This is a genomic window from Colwellia aquaemaris (assembly GCF_057548755.1).
Genome location: NZ_BAAJLV010000003.1, coordinates 213231 through 236466 on the forward strand (window position 1 = coordinate 213231; position 23236 = coordinate 236466).

At 38.3% G+C, this 23236-nt stretch carries 13 protein-coding genes; 8 read left to right on the forward strand and 5 right to left on the reverse strand.

Annotation, left to right across the window (positions count from 1 at the left end; all coding sequences use genetic code 11):
- Positions 1–136: 136 nt before the first annotated feature.
- The 5 genes from AC27HL_RS10475 to AC27HL_RS10495 all read right to left on the reverse strand — a co-directional run bounded on the left by AC27HL_RS10475 (position 137) and on the right by AC27HL_RS10495 (position 6040).
- Entirely contained in the window at positions 137–910 is a 774-nt protein-coding gene (locus tag AC27HL_RS10475) for a ribonuclease H family protein (protein ID WP_487080934.1), read from the reverse strand.
- 33 nt (positions 911–943) lie between these two features.
- A complete protein-coding gene (gene lgt / locus AC27HL_RS10480; protein WP_487080935.1) occupies positions 944–1723 on the reverse strand; it encodes a prolipoprotein diacylglyceryl transferase in 780 nt (259 codons plus the stop codon).
- A gap of 67 nt (positions 1724–1790) precedes the next feature.
- Positions 1791–2822, reverse strand: coding sequence for a hypothetical protein (locus tag AC27HL_RS10485; RefSeq protein WP_487080936.1), 1032 nt, complete (start codon positions 2820–2822; stop codon positions 1791–1793).
- Positions 2823–2997: 175 nt separating this feature from the next.
- The gene (locus AC27HL_RS10490; protein WP_487081217.1) at positions 2998–4989 is read right to left on the reverse strand and encodes a glycoside hydrolase family 97 protein; all 1992 of its coding nucleotides are present in this window, start codon (positions 4987–4989) and stop codon (positions 2998–3000) included.
- A 208-nt stretch (positions 4990–5197) separates the two neighbouring features.
- On the reverse strand, positions 5198–6040 hold the full coding sequence (locus AC27HL_RS10495) for a substrate-binding periplasmic protein (protein ID WP_487080937.1): 843 nt from the start codon (positions 6038–6040) through the stop codon (positions 5198–5200).
- A gap of 354 nt (positions 6041–6394) precedes the next feature.
- On the opposite strand from AC27HL_RS10495, the gene AC27HL_RS10500 reads away from it, so the two are divergent.
- The 8 genes from AC27HL_RS10500 to AC27HL_RS10535 all read left to right on the forward strand — a co-directional run bounded on the left by AC27HL_RS10500 (position 6395) and on the right by AC27HL_RS10535 (position 23235).
- Complete coding sequence (locus AC27HL_RS10500; protein ID WP_487080938.1) at positions 6395–7450, forward strand: M35 family metalloendopeptidase; 1056 nt, start codon at positions 6395–6397, stop codon at positions 7448–7450.
- A 219-nt stretch (positions 7451–7669) separates the two neighbouring features.
- Positions 7670–8215 carry a hypothetical protein gene (locus tag AC27HL_RS10505; RefSeq protein WP_487080939.1) on the forward strand — a complete coding sequence of 182 codons (546 nt, stop codon included), beginning with the start codon at positions 7670–7672 and terminating at the stop codon, positions 8213–8215.
- A 334-nt stretch (positions 8216–8549) separates the two neighbouring features.
- Positions 8550–11462, forward strand: coding sequence for a TonB-dependent receptor (locus tag AC27HL_RS10510; RefSeq protein ID WP_487080940.1), 2913 nt, complete (start codon positions 8550–8552; stop codon positions 11460–11462).
- 25 nt (positions 11463–11487) lie between these two features.
- Entirely contained in the window at positions 11488–15765 is a 4278-nt protein-coding gene (locus AC27HL_RS10515) for an alpha-1,6-glucosidase domain-containing protein (protein WP_487080941.1), read from the forward strand.
- A 538-nt stretch (positions 15766–16303) separates the two neighbouring features.
- On the forward strand, positions 16304–19201 hold the full coding sequence (locus AC27HL_RS10520; RefSeq protein ID WP_487080942.1) for a TonB-dependent receptor: 2898 nt from the start codon (positions 16304–16306) through the stop codon (positions 19199–19201).
- 115 nt (positions 19202–19316) lie between these two features.
- The gene (locus AC27HL_RS10525; RefSeq protein WP_487080943.1) at positions 19317–20807 is read left to right on the forward strand and encodes a tryptophan halogenase family protein; all 1491 of its coding nucleotides are present in this window, start codon (positions 19317–19319) and stop codon (positions 20805–20807) included.
- A gap of 3 nt (positions 20808–20810) precedes the next feature.
- Positions 20811–22283 (forward strand): tryptophan halogenase family protein, encoded by a 1473-nt coding sequence (locus AC27HL_RS10530; protein WP_487080944.1) that lies wholly within the window; start codon positions 20811–20813, stop codon positions 22281–22283.
- A 31-nt stretch (positions 22284–22314) separates the two neighbouring features.
- Complete coding sequence (locus tag AC27HL_RS10535) at positions 22315–23235, forward strand: aldo/keto reductase (RefSeq protein WP_487080945.1); 921 nt, start codon at positions 22315–22317, stop codon at positions 23233–23235.
- The last annotated feature ends 1 nt before the right edge of the window (position 23236 follow it).

Genomic DNA, 23236 nt, shown 5'->3' on the forward strand with positions numbered 1-23236 from the left:
GTATTGCTTAGATACAATATTACTAATAGGGATTTTCAATTGCATCTAAGCTTTTGTTATTTAAATAATTAAAATAAATAAGGCGATATTACCTAATACTATCGCCTTATTGCTTCATTTTAGGTGATATAAGTCACTAGCCTGAAGGCATAGCTAAAATGGTTTTAACATCTAGGGTTTCCTGATATTGCACTAAAGCTGTTGCTTGTTTCATTCGAGCTAATACCGCCATGCGATCAGAAAGCTCATTACCTTCAATATTAGCGTGGCCTTTTACATGGCTAATGATTAAGTTTGCTTTTAATTGTTGATACAAAGAGAAACATTGCTTAATTACTTCAAGGTTTTTAATTTCTTCACCTTTTCCTCTTGTCCAACCTTTGGCTTGCCAGCCTTTTGCCCATTTAGTAATACAGTCAATTGAGTATTTTGAATCTGACAATACTTGCACCGTTTTACCTTGCTTAATTTGCACTTGTGCGTATCTAAAGGCTGCTAACATACCGTTAAGCTCAGCAGTATTATTGGTGCCCATTGGAAGATATAAACCATACCAAAGCTCAATTAACTTTTGTTGTTGATATATCGCCATACCCGTACCTGATTTCCCAGGATTTGGTGAGCAAGCACCGTCACAATAAATACTAATATCGGCTGCTTGCTTAGTCACTGAAGGTGTACTGGCCGTTTTAACATATGCAGCTGGTTTAGCGCCGTTACTTTTGCTCAGTGAGCGCTTCGTTAGTGCTTTTGTGTAACTTGACTGAAATGCAAGCTCGGCTTCTGCTTTTGACGGAAAGCCCATATATTGCGCATCTGCTCGACCTTGCGTATGATTTTTAACATCATTCCAATTATCAAAAACACCTGTTTTTGCACCTTTCCATACTACATAGAACTTTTTACTCATAAATTGTTAACCATCACTCGTTTTATATTGCTGTTATTGCGCTTTCTTTGCTGACCATATGACTAATATAATACCAGCGATGAAAAATGGAATACTTAGCATCTGTCCTGCTGTAAGGCTAATGTCTGCTGCATAAGCGGCTTGTTTTTCTTTTAACATTTCAATTAAGAATCGAGCGGTAAAAATTAATATTAAGAATATGCCTAGGATGGAGCCTTGTGGCGTTTTGTCTTTTTTCTGTTTATAAATAAATGTTAGCACTATGAAAATAGCAAGGTAGGCTATTGCTTCATAGAGCTGAGAAGGGTGACGTGCAATATTATCGATTCGAGCAAAAACTACTGCCCATGCGACATTACTTGGTGTGCCCAGTATTTCTGAATTGACAAAATTAGCACTGCGAACAAAGAAACCAAATAGCGCGGTACAAATCGCAAGCCTATCAAGCAACCACATAAAGTTCATTTGATGCTTTCTACTGTAGATGCCTGCAGCGATAATTGCGCCTAAGCCGCCACCATGACTAGCAAGTCCACCTTCCCAAATGGCAAGTATTTTCATTGGGTTGGCAAAATAATAACTTGGGTCGTAAAAAAAGCAATGCCCTAAACGCGCACCAACAATTACCCCAATAACGATGTAAATCAGTAGATTATCAAGTGCGGCTAAGTTTTGATTTTCGGTTTTAAATATCCATTTCATTACCTGAAGACCAGAAAGAATGGCGGTGGCAAATAACACTCCGTACCAATGAACGGTTAGGGGGCCAATGGAGAAAAATACCGGATCAATATCCCAAATTAAATGTTGCAAAGTAAAACCCTTATTATACAAAGTATGTGTTTTGAGGCGGTTTTCAGCCCAAGTTTTTAATATTCTATCAAGCTACATCTTGCTGTGGCGAATTAATTTGTGCGAAAGTATTAATGAATTCATTTGGTTGTTCAACATTGAGTAGAATCTGTTCAAATGATTCTACAAAAGCGCCCATCATGCCCCAATACTTAATTGGCTGCTTGAAAGTGATTTTTATATTGTGCTGTTTGGCATGGCCAACTTTTAATAAATTATTTGTTTTTGTTATTTTAATTTTGTTATTAACGACATCATTTAAAGTAACTGATTTAATCTCAGCTAATGGTATTGGCATGAAATTAAAAATAGAGTTGTTAATGATCAAGGTTTCACTTTGTATATAAATGGAATAATGACGTGATAAACGATAGTTAGCCGTCATTAAAATAAAACCATATAGAATAAATGTTGCGGCTATGGTTGCCACAAGCTCACTCCAATTAACTAGCAACTTGTAGCTGATGGTTGCGGCAATAATTAGCGTTATTGTTATTGTCAAAAAATGCCAAGCTTTACCTGATAATAAGGTGATTTTATTAAGCGCCTTAATATGATTTTTTGACAAGTTTGGAATGGCGTAATACCAGCTTGCTGGCTCAGTGGCAAAGGTTAATGCTAAGCCTTGCTTTTTTTCGTCATCATATTTTTCTATGGCGCCAATACGCGGGTCGCCAGAAAGGTTTCGTGCCTGCCATAAACCTTTGACAATAACAAACATCAGATAGAATTCGATGATAAGCAACACGGCAATAATGGGGTATCTAAGCCAAAGAATAAAATCGAAATATTGAGCGACATCTTCTGGGAAACTGTAACGAGCAATCACACTGGAAAGGCTGAAAATAATCAACAATTTCCAAGGTTTTTGTTTACCAGCTTTAATAATTAGAAACCAGTACAGCACTGGTAATAGCAAAAAGTAAGTGAAACTAGCAGTGATAACAGGAGCCAAACCTAATGCCGAGGTGGTTGTGTCTGGGATAAATGTAAAGCCGAGGCAATAACAGCTCATCGCAATAGCTAAAAAACTCAGTCGATATTTCACAGTGGTTCTCACAAGCAATCCTTTTCTTATTTTATTTTTTGCTGACAGGGAGTATAAGGTAGTTTGCAAAGTGCTTGAAGTTGTAATTTTAATTCGAGTTATTTGTCATAACGATTAACATAAATACAAAAAAACCAGGCAAGCTTACCTGGCTTTTGTCATTATATTTGAGTTCTACTACTACTACTTAATTTAGCGCTTTAAATCGAATAGCAGCACCACCACTTGTTGCTAATGCTAAGCTGATTTCATCGCTAGATTTAACATTTTTATTTTCAATAATTAAATCGTATGGGTTATTCACCCATTCGGCGTTTTCTCCATCACGATAAATTTGTGCCTGATAAGTTTTTCCTGCTACTAAAAAGTCTAACTTTAGCGTAATTTCACGGGCATTCTCGTCTGTTAGAGCACCTATAAACCAGTCGTTACCATCACGCTCTTGTCGAGCAAATACGACATAATCACCCACTTCACCAGCAATGGCGATACTCTCATGCCAGTCAGTTGGTACATCTTTAATAAATTGAAATGCTGGCATATTTGCTTGATAATTTTTGGGTAAGTCAGCTGCCATTTGAATTGGGCTGTAAAGCACAACGTAAAGGGCAAGTTGCTTAGCCAAAGTGGTTTGCGGTCGGTTACTTTCACTGCCTAATCCATTAAAACCCATATCAAAAATACCCGGCGTAAAGTCCATTGGCCCTGCCAGTAAACGAGTAAAGGGCAAAATTGCGGTATGCTCCGGTGGATTTGGTGGTGAACCCCAAGCGTTAAACTCTTGGCCACGAGCACCTTCGCGTGCTATCCAGTTTGGGTAAGTTCTGCGTAGTCCGGTCGCTTTTATTGGTTCATGGGTATTAATACTAATTTTATGCTTAGCTGCCTCAGTTACACTGTGTAGATATTCATTAACCATAAATTGGCCGTCATGCCATTCTTTTTTGACAATACCGTTTTCGTCAATGCGTTTAATGTTACCGCCATCGGCCACATAGCCTGTTTTCACTTGCCTAACACCGTGTTTTTGATACAGCGCATAGGCATCAGCCATTTGGTTGCGATAATTAGTAACACTGCCTGATGTTTCATGGTGACCAATTAAACGAACGCCTTTTTCAGCACCATATTCACTTACTTTGGCAATATCAAAATCATCATAAGGTTTAACAAAATTAAAAACATCGCCATTGTTGAACCATTCACCATCCCAGCCTATATTCCAACCTTCGACCAAAACACCCGAAAAGCCATGCTCTGCTGCAAAGTCCATATAGCGCATGGTTTCACTTGTTGTGGCGCCGTGTTTTTCACCACTACCCCAAGTATTGGCATTTATATGCATGCCCCACCAAATACCCAGGTATTTACCCGGTTCAACCCAAGAAACATCGCCAAGTTTGTTTGGCTCATTTAAGTTGAGAATTAAATTAGAATTTAACAAGCCAACCGCATCTTTACTGATTTGTACCGTTCGCCATGGTGATTTAAAGTCAGTTTTAGTTTTAACTAAGCTGCCATCAGACCATGGTGTTAAGTCGGCTTTTAGCGTACCTGGACGTTGTTGATTAATGGTCATAGCGGCATAGTCAACTAGAGCCGCTTCATGGATACTGACATGCGTGCCAGATGGGAGTTTAAAAGTAAATGGTGTATGGGCTCTATCAACACTTTCAACACTGGTGGTGTTATAAACGTATTCGTAACGGTTCCAGCCGCGTGCTGGGATCCACCAGGCTGTTGATTGTTTTGCATTCGCTAGGTTAAATTCGGTTAACTCATTGGTAATTTCTACTTGTGTTAGACCTTTTTGCTTAGGTACTTCGTAACGAAAACCTATACCGTCATTGAAGGCGCGAAATCGCACCTTATATTGATTAGCACTATCGCGCTCGGTTGTAAAAGTCAGTAATAATTCATTATGATTATCAACAACATTTTTACGCTCCCCCCAAGGCAATTGCCAGCTTGAGTTGGTACTTGCTTTACTGATAGAGGTAATTTTAAAGCCATCACTAAAACCATGTGCTTTTTTAAATAACATGCCTAAAGCTGACGGGGAAATCACCGATTCGCCATCAAATGAAACTTGGTAATTAGGTTGGTTGTCATCATTAACACTGATGGTTATTTTGCTATCAGGAGAGCTTACACTGACTGTTTTTGCCATAACTTCCATATTTGAAAATAGGCTAATAAATAGTGTAGATAAAGGGAGTATGATCTTTTTCATTATTGCACTGGTTGTTGAATAGTCGTAGTTCAAGCATAAAGCGCTAGCTAAGAAAATACATTATGCTGCATACGTATTCACGCAACTGGTTAACCATTTGCAGCTATTGGTATAGCCAAATTTAAATAGTAAACATATTATTAATAATGTGCAGCTATTGCTGGGTTGATGACAAGTCTAGCCATAATTCCTGACGCGTAAGTGGCGTTTTTGCTGAAATAAGCGGATTATTTAGTTTAAAAATATGTCGTTTATTCGTTTGTAGTGCTTGCACGGTATTACCAAAATGCTCGTTAAATAATTGCTCAAAACGACCATCTTTTAATGCTAACTCTAGGCCTGTTTTTATTTTCTCAGCTAAAGCTACGTTGTGCTTAGCAACATAAAAGTAAACTGCTTTTGGATACCAAATTAATGCATATTCATCTTTTACTATATTAAGATGTTGGTGTCGTGCAAGGTCAGCATCAATTTCTAATACTGAACGAGGAAAATAATCGGCGCGCTTTTTATCAAGCATTTGATATAGGCCTTCAACATCAGAGCCTTTAATGAGATTAATATTGTTATAAGTTAATATTTCACTGTCAGACCAGGTGTGAAACTGCAGTGCAGAAAGTGCTTTTAGTTGATATAAATGTGTAATATTTTTTAAAAGTGACGCATTATCTTTATTAACAAGGGCAATGCGCCAACCATATAGCCCCTTCATAATTGGAAAACGAATAGGGCGAGCTAATTTTTCCCGCTCAATAGTAGCTCCGCCAATAAGGACATCTAGGCCATTGTCATTGTTAAGTTCATTAAATGCGCGCATTTTCGGCATATCTTGACCAAATGCTGCTAAGGTGAATTGGGTTTGAGTGTCATAACTTAATGCCAGCCTAAGTAACTTTATTGGGTAATCATCCCTTTCTTTGCCAACATAGGTTACAACCTCACTACCTACATTTTCTGCTGCATGTAATGGCAGCAGGTAAATGCCAAATACAAGCACTAAGATAGTGATAACAGTGTTTTGGTATAAAGTTTGGATAGATGAAAGCCATTAATTTACATAACAATATTTAGCAATAAATATTGTTAAAAATCCATCGCTAATGCAAGTGTTATTCAAAATACTTGTTTAATTTTCTTATTAATCAATCGACTGTCGCATCTCTGCTAATTTTTGACGGAATTTTACTAGTAAAAATAACTCAATATTTCATTGTGTAGATATCAGTAACTAGCACTATCTGCTAGCTGGTGGCGATAGTTTAGTTCGTGGTAAAGCTGAACAAATATCGTAAAGATAAGAATAATAATCACACATTTAATGCCTGAAATATTGGTGAATAGGGTGAAATTAATGAAAACATTTTTAAAAGCAATTATTACAACCGTGGCGATAATTTCAATGCAAGCAACGGCTGCTAAACCACCACTTGATGTTGATTTGACCGTTGTTAAAAGCGGTAGTGGTGATGTCAATGCGACGTTAACCATTACGAATAATGGTAATGGTCAGCAAAAGCTTCTGGGGTGGTATACAGATCTTGATGAAGAGCACATTTTTGACGTTAAACGTGATGGCGTAGAAGTGGCATTTTACGGACCTCACTATAAGCGTCATGCGCCCGTTGAAAAAGACTTTATTAAGCTGAAGTCTGGTGAGTCATTAACCAAAACGTTTGAGTTAAGTGGCTTATATGACATGAGTGAAGCAGGTAGCTATGAAATTAGTTACGATGTTAAGTCATTGCACTTATATAGCAATAAAGGCCAGCAGAAAAAAGCACAGCGCTTAATGTCGGCACCAGTTACATTATGGATTGACGGTATTGCTGCTAAAGGTACGGCAAATAAAGGTAAACCAGGCGGTGGCGGTTCATCTGACTGTATTGATGGCACGTGCTTTACAGGCCGCTGTTCAAATAGTCAAAAAACAGAAATTATAAGTGCATTGGATGCGGCTGATCAAATAACAAATAATTCAGTAGCCTACTTAAATTCACATTCAGCCAATAATACTTCTGCTCGTTATAATACATGGTTTGGCGCTGCAACCTCATCACGTTATAACACTGCTGTGGCTAATTTTAACGCCATTAATGATGCAATTGATAATAAGCCACTAGAATTTGATTGTAGTTGTAAAAAGTCTTACTTTGCTTATGTTTACCCAACACAGCCATATAAAGTTTACTTATGTAGAGCGTTTTGGAATGCTAATGAACTAGGCACAGATTCACGTGCTGGTACAATAGTACATGAATTAAGTCATTTTAATGCTGTCGCAGGCACGGATGATGTAGTTTATGGCCAGTCGGGTGCGCAAAGTTTAGCAAATTCAGACCCTGATCAAGCATTAAATAATGCTGATAGCCATGAGTACTTTGCTGAGAATACACCTAATCAAAATTAATCATTTGTTTGCTATACAGGAAGTTGATTCCTGTTAAAGAGTAAAAAACCGAATCAAGCTATCTTGTTTCGGTTTTTTTATAGCTAAATTGAAAATAAAGCTTTTTGGGAAAAATGAGAAATTCATGTGATGTTTTTGCAAAAGAGTGCTTTACTTAAAAGGTAAAAGGAATTTACAAGTGATCATTACCACTGCAAATAGTTGTGTAAGGTATAGATATTGAATTATATAAAATACTCTAGTTTATTTGTTGGTGTCTTGATTATGTTGTTAGTTAGCTTTAGCAAGGAGCACAGAGCTATGGAAGGATTTATGCCGACCGAATCAAATCAAAGTCTTGTTGAGATTGAACAACCACCACTAAGTTGTAAGCTTAATATTCGCGCTGAGCAACATATTATTAATGGTGTCTTCATTGATTTTGTATTACTTAACCAAAGTAATACAGACTTGTCCGTGTTAACTTGGTATACGCCGCTTGAAGGTTTTCTATCAAATTTATTTATAATTTCTGATAGATACGGGGATAATATTTCTTATCAGGGCCCTATGGTTAAACGTGCTAAGCCAACGTCTTTAGATTATCAACTTATCCGAGCAAAAGGGAATGTGGCAACTATGCTCGATTTGAGTTTAGTGTATAGCCTTATCCCAGGTGAATATACGCTACAGTTAAACAAAAAAACATTGCAGGTAATAGAAAATGATATGCCGGTCAGTGTTTATCAGTGCCAAACGGATACTTTAACTTTTAGTGTGCAATAAAGTGTTAAAAATTAGCTAGATTGTCGAATTTACAAATTGATTGCATACGTATTCAGTGTGTTGGATTTTGTAATTAAATGTATTGAAATTTAGATTGAACTAATAGCGTTAATCTAGAGCTAATCCGTAACTATGCTACATTTGGGTAGATAATTAAAAAACAAACCTCCTAATCTTTCATGTTTTTTCAATAAAACAGGGATATTTGAATACGTATGCATACACTGTGCATATAAAAATTAGCCTTCTATATTTAATCAGCTATGAAACTCATAGCCATGAATTAATAAAAGCAAAAATTAAAATTCAAGGACGATATAGAGGGAAATCCATTATGATTAAATCTAAGCCCAATAAGCTGACATTGGCGATGATTTCTTGTGGCTTATTAACTTTGTCGGGAGCTAGTTACGCTCAACAAGTTGATGAAAAAGAAGAAAGTGCCGCTGATAAAGAAATTGAAGTTATTGAAGTTACAGGCTTTCGTCGTTCATTGATTGATTCTATCAATCAAAAGCGCTTTGCCGATACCGTATCAGAACAAATTACTGCTGATGACTTAGGAGCATTGCCTGACGTTTCAATGGCTGATGCCTTAACTCGTCTGCCAGGCATTTCTGCTGTTCGAACTGGCGGTCAAGCCGCTGAAATAAATATCCGCGGTATGTCGGGTGGCTTCATCTCAACCACTTTGAATGGTCGAGAGCAAGTATCGACCAGTGGCCAGCGTGGTGTTGAATTTGATCAGTATCCGTCTGAACTTATTTCAAATGCAGCCGTTTATAAGTCGCCGAAGGTATCAATGATAGAGGGTGGTGTTGCAGGTTCAGTTGAAATGGCTACTGCAAACCCACTAAAAAATGATGACGTGCATAAGTTTACTGTAAATGCTCGTGGCATGTATAACGATTTAGCTAGTGATATTCCAGACGCTACTTCAAGTGGTCATCGCTTTAGTGTTTCATACCAAGGTAAATTTATGGATGATACGGTAGGTGTCGCTTTAGGTTATGCTCGCTTGTTTCAGCCGAGTGCTACGCAACAATTTATCGGTCTAGCCTATGATAAAGCAAGAGATGTAGATAATGTTGAAGGGGATACTGGTGGCACAGTGGCCTGTCCAGAGTGTGAATTCATCAGTGAAGGTTTTGAATTACAACATAAAGGCGGTGAGGAAACTCGTAATGGTTATGTCACAACTATCGAATGGCAACCAACAGATAATTTTAACTTAAAATTCGATGGCTTTTATTCAAAGTTTGATTCAGAAGAGTTTGCTAGGGGCTATCGCGTAAAACTAGATGGCAGCCAAGCGGCTATTAGTAACCCTATTTACCACGAAAATTCAATTATTGGCGGTACGTTCAATCGAACATCTAACAGTGCAACGCGCATTGAAGTCGTCAATGACGATAATACCGATCATGACGAAGTGAAAAGCTTAGGATTAAATGCTGATTGGAATATCACTGAACGTTTGCGTCTTAATATTGATCTTTCTTACTCGTCGGCAGAAAGTAACTTTAGAAACGGTTTAATTTGGTCATTGGTGTCAACAGACGCTACTGCAGAAACACCAGAATTTGATAATAACGTTTCTATAAGTTATGGATTAAATGGCTTGAACTTACCAAATGTTGGCTTTAACCAAGCTGATGCCTTAATCGACCTAAATAGAGTTATGGTGACTAAATACGGCATTTATCCGTATGAAAACAAAGATGAAGTCAGTGCAGTTCGATTTGATTTTACTTATGAGCTTGATAATGACTATATAGCTTCTATCGAATTTGGAGCCCGTTATTCTGAACGTGAATATGAAAATAAACGTTCAGTATTCGAATATGGTAGCGACAGCAGCTTTAATTCTCCTGAAGCACCGTTAAATATTACCTCTGATATGGCAACTGTGGTGAATTGGACAGGAGATTTTTCATATTTTCCTAGCTATTTAGCATTAGATCAAGACGCCGTACTTAATGCATGGTTCCCAAATGGGGTTCCTCAACCCGTGCAAACATGGGGCTTTTCTGGCGAAGCTGCCAATGGTGAAAACCCATATCTAAATAATTATGATTGGACATTAAAAGAAAGTGGTACTGTCTTTGAAGATATTGTTGCAGCTTATATTATGGCCAATATTGATACCGAAATAGCAGGTATACCGGTAACGGGTAATATTGGTGTTCGAGTGATTGATACCAAACAAGCGGCAACTTCATTGCAAGATGTTGGCGGTGATGTGTCATTAGGCGCGCAGTACATTACTGATGAAGTAGGCTTAGTGAATGACAGGTATTTTCCAACGAAAATAAGTAATAGTTATACCGATTACTTACCACAAATGAACTTGAACTTTAAATTAACGGATAGCGACCAAATTCGTTTTGCTGCCGCTAAAGTAATGAGTAGGCCAAATATCGATCGATTAGCATCAAATAGTAGTACAAATTTAACGCGAATTTCGACTGAAACTGAAACCTACTTTGAAATTAGTGGGCAAGCTAAAAATAGCCCACATTTGAAGCCGTTTTATGCCAATCAATATGATTTATCTTATGAAAAGTACTTTGAAGAAGGAGATGGCTCACTTATAGCTGCGATTTTCTACAAAGATATTGAGTCAACCGGTATTGTTACACAAACGATTAGTGAGTATGACTTTGCTGCCAATGGCTTAGCCGTGCCTGATAGAATGGTAGACCCGATTAGTGGCGTACCTTTAGAAATTAGAAATGGCTCATTTGAAACCGCATTTAATGATGATAAAGGCGGTTATATTCGTGGTATTGAGTTTACTTATACACAAATATTTTCATTCTTACCTGATTTTTGGTCTGGTTTAGGGCTACAGGCGAGTTATTCATACACTGAAAGTGAAATTCAGCAAATATCTAAATTAGGTCAACAAGACTTACCTATATCACTACCGGGTTTATCAGAAAATGTATTTCAAACCACTTTGTTTTGGGAGTATGAAGGTTTTGAAACCCGCGCTAGTATTCGTTATCGCGATGAATTTGTCTCTGAGCAAGTTGCCGTAGAAGCGCAAACCGTAAATTACGATGGCGAAACTATTATCGACTACCAAGCTTCATATCAAATCAACGATAATTTAAATGCTGTATTTCAAATCAATAACCTCACTGATGAGCCGACGAAAAGTTATTTTGGCGTGAAAGCACAAACCGGAACCATTCAATATTTTGGTCGTCAGTTCTTTTTGGGTATGACTTATTCGTTATAAGTGCCTAACTATTGGAGTAAAATTTATGTTTAATAAAAACTCAATGTTACGGCTAATTGCTATAACATTTATATCTCTTATTCTGTCTGCCTGTGGCGGTTCAGATTCAACAAAACCAGGTACAACATTGCTTACTTGTGATGTGCCTATGGTGCCAGATGCAGCGGGAGCAACCTGTGTTGCACCAGAGCCAATTCAATGTCCTGTGCCAACAGTGCCAGATGCGCTGAATGAAAGCTGTGTTGTTGGTGTTGATCCAGATGCGCCCGCCCCAGAATTTTTTCCAAACGACACTCAAGCGGTGCTTTACTATAACCGCGCAGATGGCGAATATGATGAATACAAACTACACAACTGGAATGATGTAACTTGTAATGCTTATGCCGATGACTCGCTAGCGCCTAGTTGGGATAATGGTTTAGCTCATACCGGAGTTGATCCTAATTATGGTGCTTACTGGGTACTTAACCTAGTTGATGACTTTAATGAATGTGGTAACTTCATTATTCATAAAGGTACTGATGATGCCGGTAAAGAATTTGGCGGTGGTGATTGGAAAATGCCACTTAAACAAGAAGATGAAACTTATCAGCGAATGAACTTTACCTTTTCAGGTGTCGCATCAATCTTTGAATATCCTATTGTTTCTCTGGGTGAACAGCCATTACAAATTGCAGATTACGCAGCGCACTGGATCGATGTTAACACTTTTGTTTGGAATGTTGATGATGAGGTAGCAGAGGTTCGCGTTCATCATTCAGCAAGTGCCGGTATCGAAGCTGATGACAATGATAATGTTAGCGGTACAGCAATTACTTTATCGGCTGTCGATTTATCTGATGAGCAAAAAGCTAATGCCCCGCAAGTTAACACTTGGCGTGCATTTTCAGGTGATTGGTCGGTAGAGGAAGCGAAAGCTATTCTGAAAAATCAGCAGGTTTTAGTCGCTTATAACAGTGAAGGCAAAGCGATTGCAGCTACCTATGTACAAACTGCAAAAGCTCTAGATGATATCTACACTAAAGGTGAAGCTGACGCAGATGAAGCTGACCTTGGTGTTACCTATAATGCTGACGGTGTTAACGTTGCTGTTTGGGCGCCAACTGCGCAAAGTGTCACGCTAAAAGTATATGATGCCGATAAAAAAGAAACGTCAAGTCATGTCATGACTGAAAATACCAATTCAGGTGTTTGGTCATATCAAGGTGATGCCAATTTAGATCGTCAATTTTATCGTTTTGAATTATCAGTTTATCATTATCAAAGTAAACAATTAGAAACCTTATTGACCTCTGATCCATACTCTGTGGGGCTTTCTACCAATGGTGATTATTCTCAGTTTGTTAATTTAACCGATACCGACTTAATGCCTGAGGGATGGCAAGGACATGAAGTTGTTGCCGCAGGCAACTATGAAGATGCGGTTATTTATGAAGGGCATATCCGTGACTTTAGTGCCTTGGATGAAAGTACTGATGCTGCAAATCGCGGTAAATACTTAGCCTTTACAGAAACTAATGCTTTACCTGTACAACATTTGCAAAAATTGGTCGACAATGGTTTAAGTTATTTTCATATCTTGCCTGCCAATGATATTGCATCTATTAATGAAGACCCTACAAGTATTGTCAATTTGGATAATACGGTAGCGGAGCTTTGCGCAATTAAAGCAGAAGCACCGGTTTGTGGTGTTGAAAGTGCAGATGCTACCTTACGCTCGGTATTTGAAAGTTATAATAGCTACTCAAATGATGCTGCAGCGCTAATGAATGTATTGCGGGAAGTGGATAGCTTTAACTGGGGTTATGATCCGCAACATTTTAACGTACCAGACGGTATTTATGCTTCTAATGCAGATGGTGTCGCTCGTATTACTGAAATGAGAGCGATGATCAAAGCTTTGCATGATTTAGGCTTACGTGTGGTTTTAGATGTTGTTTACAACCATACCAGCTCTGCTGGTTTATCAGATAACTCAGTATTAGATATGGTAGTGCCAGGGTATTACCATAGTCGAAATATTGAAACTGGTGCGGTTATTCAGTCAACTTGTTGTAATGATACCGCACTTGAACATCGCATGATGAATAAAGTGATGGTGGACTCGCTGAAAGTTTGGACCCAGCATTACAGCTTTGACGGTTTCCGTTTTGATATTATGAGTCATGGTTCGAAAGAGCAAATGCTTGCTGCTAGAGATACTATTCAATCGATTGATAGCGATACCCATTTTTATGGTGAAGGCTGGACTCGTGATGATCGTGGCTTTGAACAAGCAAACCAATTTAATATGGCCGGTAGCGAAATTGGCACTTTTAATGATCGTCTACGTGATGGTATTAGAAAGGGGAAATTCTTTAGTAATGATGCCAACGATAATGACGTGTATAAGCAGCAAGATATTATTAAACTTGGTTTAGCTGGCTCACTTGCCGACTATGTATTGAAAAGTTCTAATGGTGTTAGCAGCTTAGGCAGTGCTTTCTCACCTAATATGTATGCGAAAGACCCAGCAGATGTCATTAACTATATTTCAAAACATGACAATGAAACCTTATGGGATCAATTGCAGTTTGTACTTGCACCTACTATGGATATGCAAGCACGAGTTAGAGCTCAGAATGTTTCACATTCAATCGTATTACTTTCTCAAGGTATTCCATTCTTACAAATGGGCGGTGATTTTTTACGCTCTAAGTCGTTAGATCGTAACACCTATGATGCGGGTGATTGGTACAATTTTGTTGATTTTACCTTTGACAGTAATAACTGGAATAAAGGATTACCTCTCGATAAAGGTGGCAAAAGTGATGAAGAGTTATTACGTATTGCACTTAATGCCGATAGTAATGTCGGAGTCGGTGAAATTTCATTTGCGTCAAATGTGTTTAATGAATTCTTAAAAATTCGTACCACCAGCCCATTATTTAGTTTAACAACAGCGCAAGATATTATTGATCGTGTTGGTTTTCATAATATTGGTAAAAACCAAACCCAAGGCTTAATTGTGATGAGCATTGATGACGGCAGTGGTTTAGAAGATTTAGATCCTGCTAATGATGCCGTTGTGGTTGTTGTTAACGGTTCGAGCAATGAGCTTTCGCATACTATATCAACAGCACAAGGTTTTAGCTTGCATAGCGTACAAGCCGGCTCTGTTGATAGTACCGTATCTAGCGCTAGCTTTAGCCAAGGAGAAGGTGAAGGTACATTTACAGTTCCTGCATTAACGACGGCGGTATTTGTAAAAGTACAAGGTGAGCAACAAGGAGCAGGTTTATCTGCTATCGCCACAGCAGGTGCGCCTGATGTTGTCCCTTATGGTGACACAACGGTTTACGTGCGTGGTGGTATGAATGGTTGGGGTGAGGTTGATAACTTTACTTATCTTGGTGATGGTATCTATCAAGTTGCTATCGAACTTGAAGCGAATGATTATGAGTTTAAAGTTGCATCAGGTGATTGGTCGACTGTTAATTTAGGTGCGCCAGAATCAGGCAATGTTGTAGAGGAAGGTGTTGATTTCACTTTAACTCAAGATGGTGGAAATCTCGCCCTATCAATCGTTAATGCCTCTACATATATGTTTACACTTGACGCATCAAATATAGATGCACCTGTTTTGACTGTAAGAAACGAAGAGCCTTTCGTTGGCACAACAGTTTATATTCGTGGTGATATGAATAGCTGGGGTGAAACAAACCCATTAACCTACATTGGTGGTGGTAAGTATTCGGCAACATTTACTGTCGCAGCTAATACATTTAACTTTAAAGTGGCTTCCGCAGACTGGTCAACAGTCAATATGGGGGCTCCAGCGGATGATACGGAAGTGATGTTGGGCGAAGAGCAATCATTAGTGTCAGGAAGTAATGATAACTTAATGATGACGTTTGATACTGAACAGGAATATACCTTTATTTTTGATGCTTCAGATATTGATGCGCCAATATTATCTGTGTTTAAGTCTGAAATGTTTGCTGGTACCAGCGTATTCATTCGTGGTGAAATGAATAGCTGGGGACAAGTTGATGAGGTCACCTATCAAGGTAATGCAAGTTACTCTGTTGAGATCGATTTAGACGCAACGAGTTATGGATTTAAAGTCGCTTCAGGTGACTGGTCTACATTCAATTTAGGTGCTGGTGATGCAGGTAATGTTGTGAATTTAAATGAGCCATTAACCTTATCGCAAGGCTCAAATGATAATTTATCTTTTACCGCTGATGAAGCTGCGACATACCTCTTTACAGTAACAGGGCCTGATCCGAGCGCGCCAACGATTACCATTTCGAAAAAATAACAATGATGCAAGTAAAATGAATGCTCTATAACTGTTATTCTTTTATAAAAACGCTCTAGCTTGCTAGGGCGTTTTTTATTTTGTGAAAAACGCTAATTCGAGATAACTTTACTTGTTTATACTACATACGTATTCAACGATTATCACAACCGGAAAATATGCGTTTTGTTAGCTGAAATAAAAAACTTGTTAATGAATGTAAACAGTAAGTTTGTTTTTGTGAAAATTGACTAACTCTATTTATTGTCTATTGTATTTTATAGGTTTTTTTGTATTTGAATGAAAAGCAACATTAAGTAGCTTACTTATTATTATCAGCTTTTTTAGAAAGCATTTTTATTTTTATAGAAAAGTTATTGATATTTCATTTATATCTTTCAACTCATGAATACGTATGCAGCTAGTGTTCATCGTGTAGCGCCCACACTATATTAGGATTGACTGCAAAAAAGGCAGCGAAAAGCAAATACAAATTAGTTACATCAGTGTCGGAACGCTGAATAATAATGAATGCAGGGATGTATAGGGGAGTTTATCAATGTTAAGTTTTAAACCAAGTCGAGTTACCTTGGCTTTGCTATCAAGCGGTTTTATGGCACTAAGTTTACCCGCTCTTGCTGAAGAAGCAGTAGATGAAAAAGCAAAAGAGAAAGAGGTTGAAGTCATAACTGTCACCGGTATACGCGGTAGTTTACAACGCGCTCAAGCCATTAAAATGAGCTCTAACTCGATTGTAGAAGTACTATCGGCAGAAGATATAGGTAAGCTTCCTGATACAAGTGTAGCGGAATCATTGGCACGTTTACCAGGTGTTACAGGTGAACGAAGAAATGGTCGTACTAGTGGTTTGTCTGTTCGTGGTTTTAATGAGAACTATGTTGGCACTTCTCTTAATGGTCGCGAATTATTGGGTATGGGTGACAACCGAGGTGTTGAGTATGACTTATATCCAACGGAAATCGTCTCTAATGTGGTGGTATATAAAACCCCAGAAGCCGGTTTAGTATCGCAAGGTATTGGTGGCACTGTTGATTTACAAACAGTAAGTCCATTGAACTCAGAGCCTGTGATGGCATTTAATGCCAACTTTGAACAGAATGAAAAAGACTCTGCTAACCCAGATTACGATAATGATGGCCACCGTTTTTCTTTTAACTATGTCGATAAGTTTATGGACGATACCTTAGGTGTGGCTTTAGTACTGTCATCTTTAGAAACTCCTCGTCAAGAAGAAAACTTCCGTGCTTGGGGATATGCTGATGTTGGCTATGAATCGTGCGATGAGAATGGCGAAAACTGCGTTAAGCGTCAAGATGTAAATGGTAACGAGATTGATCCATCAACAAAAATTTTGGGCGGCCACGACTCCTTTGCTCGTTCAGCGCTACTTGAACGTGATTCAATCGCTGCCATTATTGAATATGCGCCAACTGATGCATTAAAAATTCAATTTGATGCCCTTTATATTGATTTCAATGAAAATGACGTACGTCGAGGTTTAGAGGAAGGTGGTCCTGTATGGGGTGGAGCAAACTTCACTGCATCAGGAATTGAAAATGGTCTTGTAACATCAGGTGTTTGGGATGGCTTTCACTCAGTCGTTCGAAATGATGCGCGTACGCAAGAATCAGAATTAACGACCTTTGGCTTAAATGTTGAATATGCGTTAAATGATGATTGGACTGTTGAGTTGGATGTGTCGACGGGATCGGTTGAAAAATCAATCATTGATGTTGAAAGCTATTCAGGTGTTGGCCGTGCAGGTGTCGACGGACGTCCAGCTGCTGCTCGCTCTTGGCAGATGACGTCAACAGGTGTTATGTATAGTGCTCACCCAACACTAGACGGTGTTGACTATACTGATGAAAACCTAATGCGCTTAGCTGGCCCACAAGCTTGGGGTGCGCCCATTATTGGTAGCGACGCGCAAGATGGTTTTATAAACCGACCAGAATTTGAAGAAGACTTAGACAGTGTTCGATTACAAGTAGAAGGCTTGTTGGAATACGGTATCGTGTCTGGTATTGAAGCTGGCGTACATTATTCTGATCGTACTAAAGAAAAAATTAACGAAGGTGACTACCTAACAGCTCCTGAATACCCTGGTGATGGCCCAATTCCTAATGTATTAGGTGTTGCTGACCTTGGCTTTATTGGCATTAATGGTGTTTTAGCATATGACAGTATTGGTTTGTATAATAGCGGTTACTATACCGCAACAGCAGCTTCTTTAGTACAAACAGATCGTTTAGGTGATACCTATACCGTTGAAGAAGAGCAATTATCTGCTTATGTTAAATTAAATTTAGAAGCTGAATTTGGTGATGTATTGATGAGCGGTAATATTGGCTTACAAGCGGTCAATATCGATCAAAAATCATCGGGTTACTCAGTGGTCGATAACGCAAGTGGTCGTGTTGATGCAACAGCTGTTACTGGTGGCGATTCATACACTGATATACTTCCAACATTAAATTTAAGTTTTGAGGTTGCAGAAAACCAGTTTATTCGTACGTCAATGGGCAAAGTGTTAAGTCGCCCTCGTATGGATGATATGAAGCCGAATAATCGTGTCACTTTTGCCTTTAATGATCAGCAAATTGGTAGTTCTGATGTTCAAAATGGCCCGTGGTCTGGAAGTTCAGGTAACCCAACACTTAAGCCGCTAGAGGCTAATCAGTTTGATTTAGCATATGAAAACTACTTTGCTGATGACGGTTATTTTGCTGCAACGTTTTTCTACAAAGATTTAAAAAACTGGCATAGAAGCGGAGACACAGTCACTGATTTATCAGAGTTTTATATTGAAGGTTATCATCAGTCGCAAGGTTGTTACATCAATGGTGTAATTTCACCCGATAACTTAGTTGATAATGATGATGCTTGTAGTAATGGTGGTGAACATATAGCGCCGGTTGCTTTTAATGGCTTAGTTGATTCAACTGCAGACGGTTTAGAAGGCTTTGTTCGAGGCTATGAATTGCAAGCGAGTGTGCCATTTAGGTTAATTCATGAAAATCTTGATGGTTTTGGTATTGCCGTTAGTGCAACATTCCTTGATGGTGAGTTAGAAGATGGAGAAAGAATTCCTGGCCTTTCAGAAGAAAGCTACTCATTAACCGCTTACTATGAGTACAAAGGTTTTGAATTCCGTATCGCTGGTACGAAACGAGATGAATTTTTAACGGAAACTCGTGGCTTAAGTCTAGCACTTGTTCCTGTGGAAGACTTAGGTTCAGAAATCTGGGATGCGCAAATTAGTTATGACTTTAAAGAGTCGGGTATTGCATCACTTGAAGGCTTACGTATTACACTACAAGCGCAAAACTTAACTGATGAAGATACCTTGCAAGCTGAAGCGAGTGATTCTCGTCAAATTAGGTCGTATCAATCGTTTGGTGCTAATTACTCGTTAGGGATTAACTACAAGTTTTAGTCATTGAACGATTTTAATTAGAAGTTTGTCACTTTAAAACCTGCTAGGCTGCTAGCAGGTTTTATTATTTTCAACGCTTAAAAAGTAATTGAATTAAACGAAAAGAGAATAAGATATGGCTAATGCGATTAAGAAAATTGTTGTTTTAGGTGGCGGCACTGCAGGTTGGATGTCGGCCGCATTAATTAAAAAGTTAATGGGCGCAAATATTGATGTTGAACTGGTTGAATCTGATGATATAGCTAGTGTTGGCGTTGGTGAAGCGACTATTCCGCCAATTCGTTTATTTAATAGTGCATTAGGAATTAATGAAGCTGAATTTTTACGAGAAACTAAAGCGACGATAAAGCTTGGTATAAAGTTTGAACATTGGAAAAATACTAAGGAAAGTTATTTTCACACTTTTGGCGCAGCAGGCAAAAGTTCACCATTTTGCCATTTTCATCATTATTTAAAACGCGCACAAGATGCGGGTTTAGATAATCACTTATGGGATTATGACCTGAATTACTTATGTGCCACACAAGGTAAGTTTGCGCAAATTAAATCTAAAGATCCTATTATTGATATTCCGTATGCATTTCATTTTGATGCCGGTTTATATGCACAGTTTTTAAGGCGATTTAGTGAAAGAATTGGCGTTATACGTACTGAAGGTACTGTAGCTAATGTGAAGCAATGTAATAGCTCAGGTGATGTTAGAAAGTTGGTTCTTGAAAATGGTAAAGAAATTACTGGCGATTTATTTATTGATTGCTCAGGTTTTCGTGGCTTACTTATTCAGCAAACACTTAATACTGGTTATGAGAACTGGGGGCATTGGCTACCTTGTGATCGTGCTATTGCTGTACCATCTAAAAGATTTGATGAAACCTTGCCTTACACGCGCTCGATTGCTCATGCAGGTGGATGGCAATGGCGCATACCTTTGCAACACCGTAATGGTAATGGTTTGGTTTATAGCAGCAAGCATTACAGTGACGAACAAGCAAAAGAACTATTATTAGAAAACATTGAATCAGAGCCTTTAGCAGAGCCTAAGGTAATAAAATTTACTACTGGCCGGCGACGTAAACAATGGCATAAAAATGTTATTGCAATAGGGCTGTCGAGTGGCTTTTTGGAGCCATTGGAGTCAACGAGTATTCACTTAATTCAGTCTGCAATTGTTCGTCTGATTCATATGTTTCCACAAAATGGTATTAGTGAAGCACAGGTAAATGAATACAATAAACAATCAAAAATAGAATTTGAACAAATTCGAGACTTTATCATTTTGCATTACCATGTTAACCAAAGAGATGATAGCCAGTTATGGCGCGATTTACGTGCGATGGAAGTACCGGAATCATTGAAGGAAAAAATTAAATTATTTAAAGAAAGTGGCAAAATCTTTCGTGAACAAAATGATTTATTTAATGAAGGTTCATGGTTGCAAGTCATGCTAGGGCAAGGCATAGAACCGCAAGATTATCATCCGATGGCCAATGAAATGCCAATTGAGCAACTTTATTCCATGCTGGAAAAAATTAGAAATATTAAGCTTGAGCCTTTATCTAAATTGCCGACTCATGACGATTATATTAATAATTTTTGTAGGTTGTAATATATGAGTAATAAGCCTTTACACATTGTGATTGTAGGTGGTGGTACTGCGGGTTGGATGGCCGCGAACTTATTGATAAAAAAATGGCAGAAAATTTCTATCCAAGTTACTTTGGTTGAGTCTCCTAATGTAGCAACAGTTGGCGTTGGTGAAGGCTCTACACCTACTTTGAAACGTTTTTTTGAATCAATCGATGTTGCGGAAAGTCAATGGATGCCGCAATGTAATGCGACTTATAAACTTAATATAAAGTTTAAAAACTGGAGTCCGAAATCGGGAATTACCGAGTATTCGCACCCATTTACAAGCCAAGTTGATGTATTCACTTCCCGTGCCTTTCATGTCAACTGTAGAACTCGTCGGCTCGGTTTAGATACCACTATCACGCCAGAAAAGTTTTTACTTAATGGCGTTTTATCAAGTGAGAATAAATCTCCAATTACACCAGAAAACTTTCCATTTAAAGTGGAGTATGGCTATCACTTTGATTCTCACCTATTAGGAGAGTTTCTTGCAAGTCATGCAATAAAACAGAATGTGAAGCATGTTAAAGCACATATATCACATGTTGAACAAAATGAAGATGGCACAATAAAAGCGTTATTAAACAAAGAAGGAGAGCGAATTTTTGGTGATTTTTTTATTGACTGTACAGGCTTTTCTTCATTTTTGATGGAAAAAACCTTGGGTAGAAAGTTTAAAAGCTTTGATGAAAATTTGTTTAATGATTCTGCTGTTGTTGTGCAAACCCCTGTTGAAAATAAATACGCAAAAGAAACTGTATCAACAGCACTTTCTAGCGGATGGTGCTGGAATATCCCACTACAAAATAGGCAAGGAAATGGTTATGTTTTTAGCTCTGACTTCATTACGAAAGACAAAGCTGAAATAGAACTTCGCCAGCACTTGAGTATTTTAGATCATGACATTGAGTGCCGTCATCTAAAAATGAGAGTAGGGCAGCTAGATAAACATTGGGATAAAAATTGTCTTGCAGTTGGACTTTCTCAAGGTTTCATTGAACCGCTAGAGGCTACAGCATTACATTTAGTACAAATTTCCATTGAACATTTTATTTATCAATATGAGTCTGGTGGTTTCAGCAATAAAAATATTGATAGCTATAATCAAAATATCAGCGAACGATTTGAGCGAGTACGTGATTATATTGTTGCACATTACAAACTTAATACTCGAGAAGATAGTGATTACTGGCAAGCAAATAGGAATAATAACGTATTATCTGATTCCTTAATACGATTGTTAGATACCTGGTATAAATGCGACGATTTATCTGAAGAAATAGTACGACAGAAATTAACTACGCACTTTGATACAACGTCATGGCATTGTCTATTTGCTGGATACGGCGTATTTCCGCCACTAAAACCAAATCAGCCTGGTAAAGGTGATTTATACTTAGAACAAAATATTGCACAATTTCTTCATGGTTGTAGTCTGAATTTTGATCGGTAGTTAATATTAAAATAATTGAACAGGACTAAAATTGAAAAACATATTAATTGGTAACTCAACAATAGAATCCTCACGCTTTGTTTACGGTTGTATGCGTATTGCTGGCAACAATACTTCTGATGATCGAAATAAAGGCAAGCGTGCGGTGATGACGGCTGTCGACGAAGGTTACAATCACTTTGATCACGCTGATATATATGGTGGTGGTGCATGTGAAAGTCTTTTTGGTGAAATTCTAAAAGAGCAACCGCATTTGCGTGAGCAACTTGTTATTACCTCGAAAGCCGGTATTCGGCCGCGAAATAACGAAATAGATCCTTACGCACCAACACGGTATGACTTTAGCCGTGATTATATTATCAAAAGCGTTGAAGGCTCATTACAGCGATTAAATACTGATCATCTTGATATGTTTCTATTGCACCGGCCTGATTATTTGTTTGATGCGAGTGAAGTAGCTGAAACATTTGCCTTGTTAAAAGCAAGTGGCAAAGTTAAGCATTTTGGTGTGAGTAACTTTAAGCCCTCGCAAGTTGACTTATTGCGTGCAGCGCTTTCTATGCCACTGTTAGTGAATCAAGTAGAGATTAACATTCATAATATCGATACCTTACTTGATGGTACGTTAGATCAATGTCAGCAACACGGCATAACGCCTATTGCTTGGTGTCCATTGGGTGGTGTGGCGTATTCTGCATGGGGTAATACCTTTTCAGTTGAAGATGAGCAACGAGTTGAAAATGAGTTAGCCAAGCAAAGTGAAAAGTATGGTTGTTCGCCATGGCAAGTTATTCTTGCATGGCTGTTGAGGCATCCTGCTAATATTTGCCCAATTGTTGGCTCAACAACGCCAGAGCGTATTATTGCTGCTAAGCAAGCTTTTAAATTGAACTATTCTCGTGAAGATTGGTATCGATTACTTGAAGCAAGAAATGGTCAAGCTGTACCTTAGT

Coding starts and splice junctions, on each gene's coding strand:
- AC27HL_RS10475 (WP_487080934.1), bottom strand. CDS start 910: ATGAGTAAAAAGTTCTATGTAGTATGGAAAGGTGCAAAAACAGGTGTT.
- AC27HL_RS10490 (WP_487081217.1), bottom strand. CDS start 4,989: ATGGAAGTTATGGCAAAAACAGTCAGTGTAAGCTCTCCTGATAGCAAA.
- AC27HL_RS10500 (WP_487080938.1), top strand. CDS start 6,395: ATGAAAACATTTTTAAAAGCAATTATTACAACCGTGGCGATAATTTCA.
- AC27HL_RS10510 (WP_487080940.1), top strand. CDS start 8,550: ATGATTAAATCTAAGCCCAATAAGCTGACATTGGCGATGATTTCTTGT.
- AC27HL_RS10515 (WP_487080941.1), top strand. CDS start 11,488: ATGTTTAATAAAAACTCAATGTTACGGCTAATTGCTATAACATTTATA.
- AC27HL_RS10520 (WP_487080942.1), top strand. CDS start 16,304: ATGTTAAGTTTTAAACCAAGTCGAGTTACCTTGGCTTTGCTATCAAGC.
- AC27HL_RS10525 (WP_487080943.1), top strand. CDS start 19,317: ATGGCTAATGCGATTAAGAAAATTGTTGTTTTAGGTGGCGGCACTGCA.
- AC27HL_RS10530 (WP_487080944.1), top strand. CDS start 20,811: ATGAGTAATAAGCCTTTACACATTGTGATTGTAGGTGGTGGTACTGCG.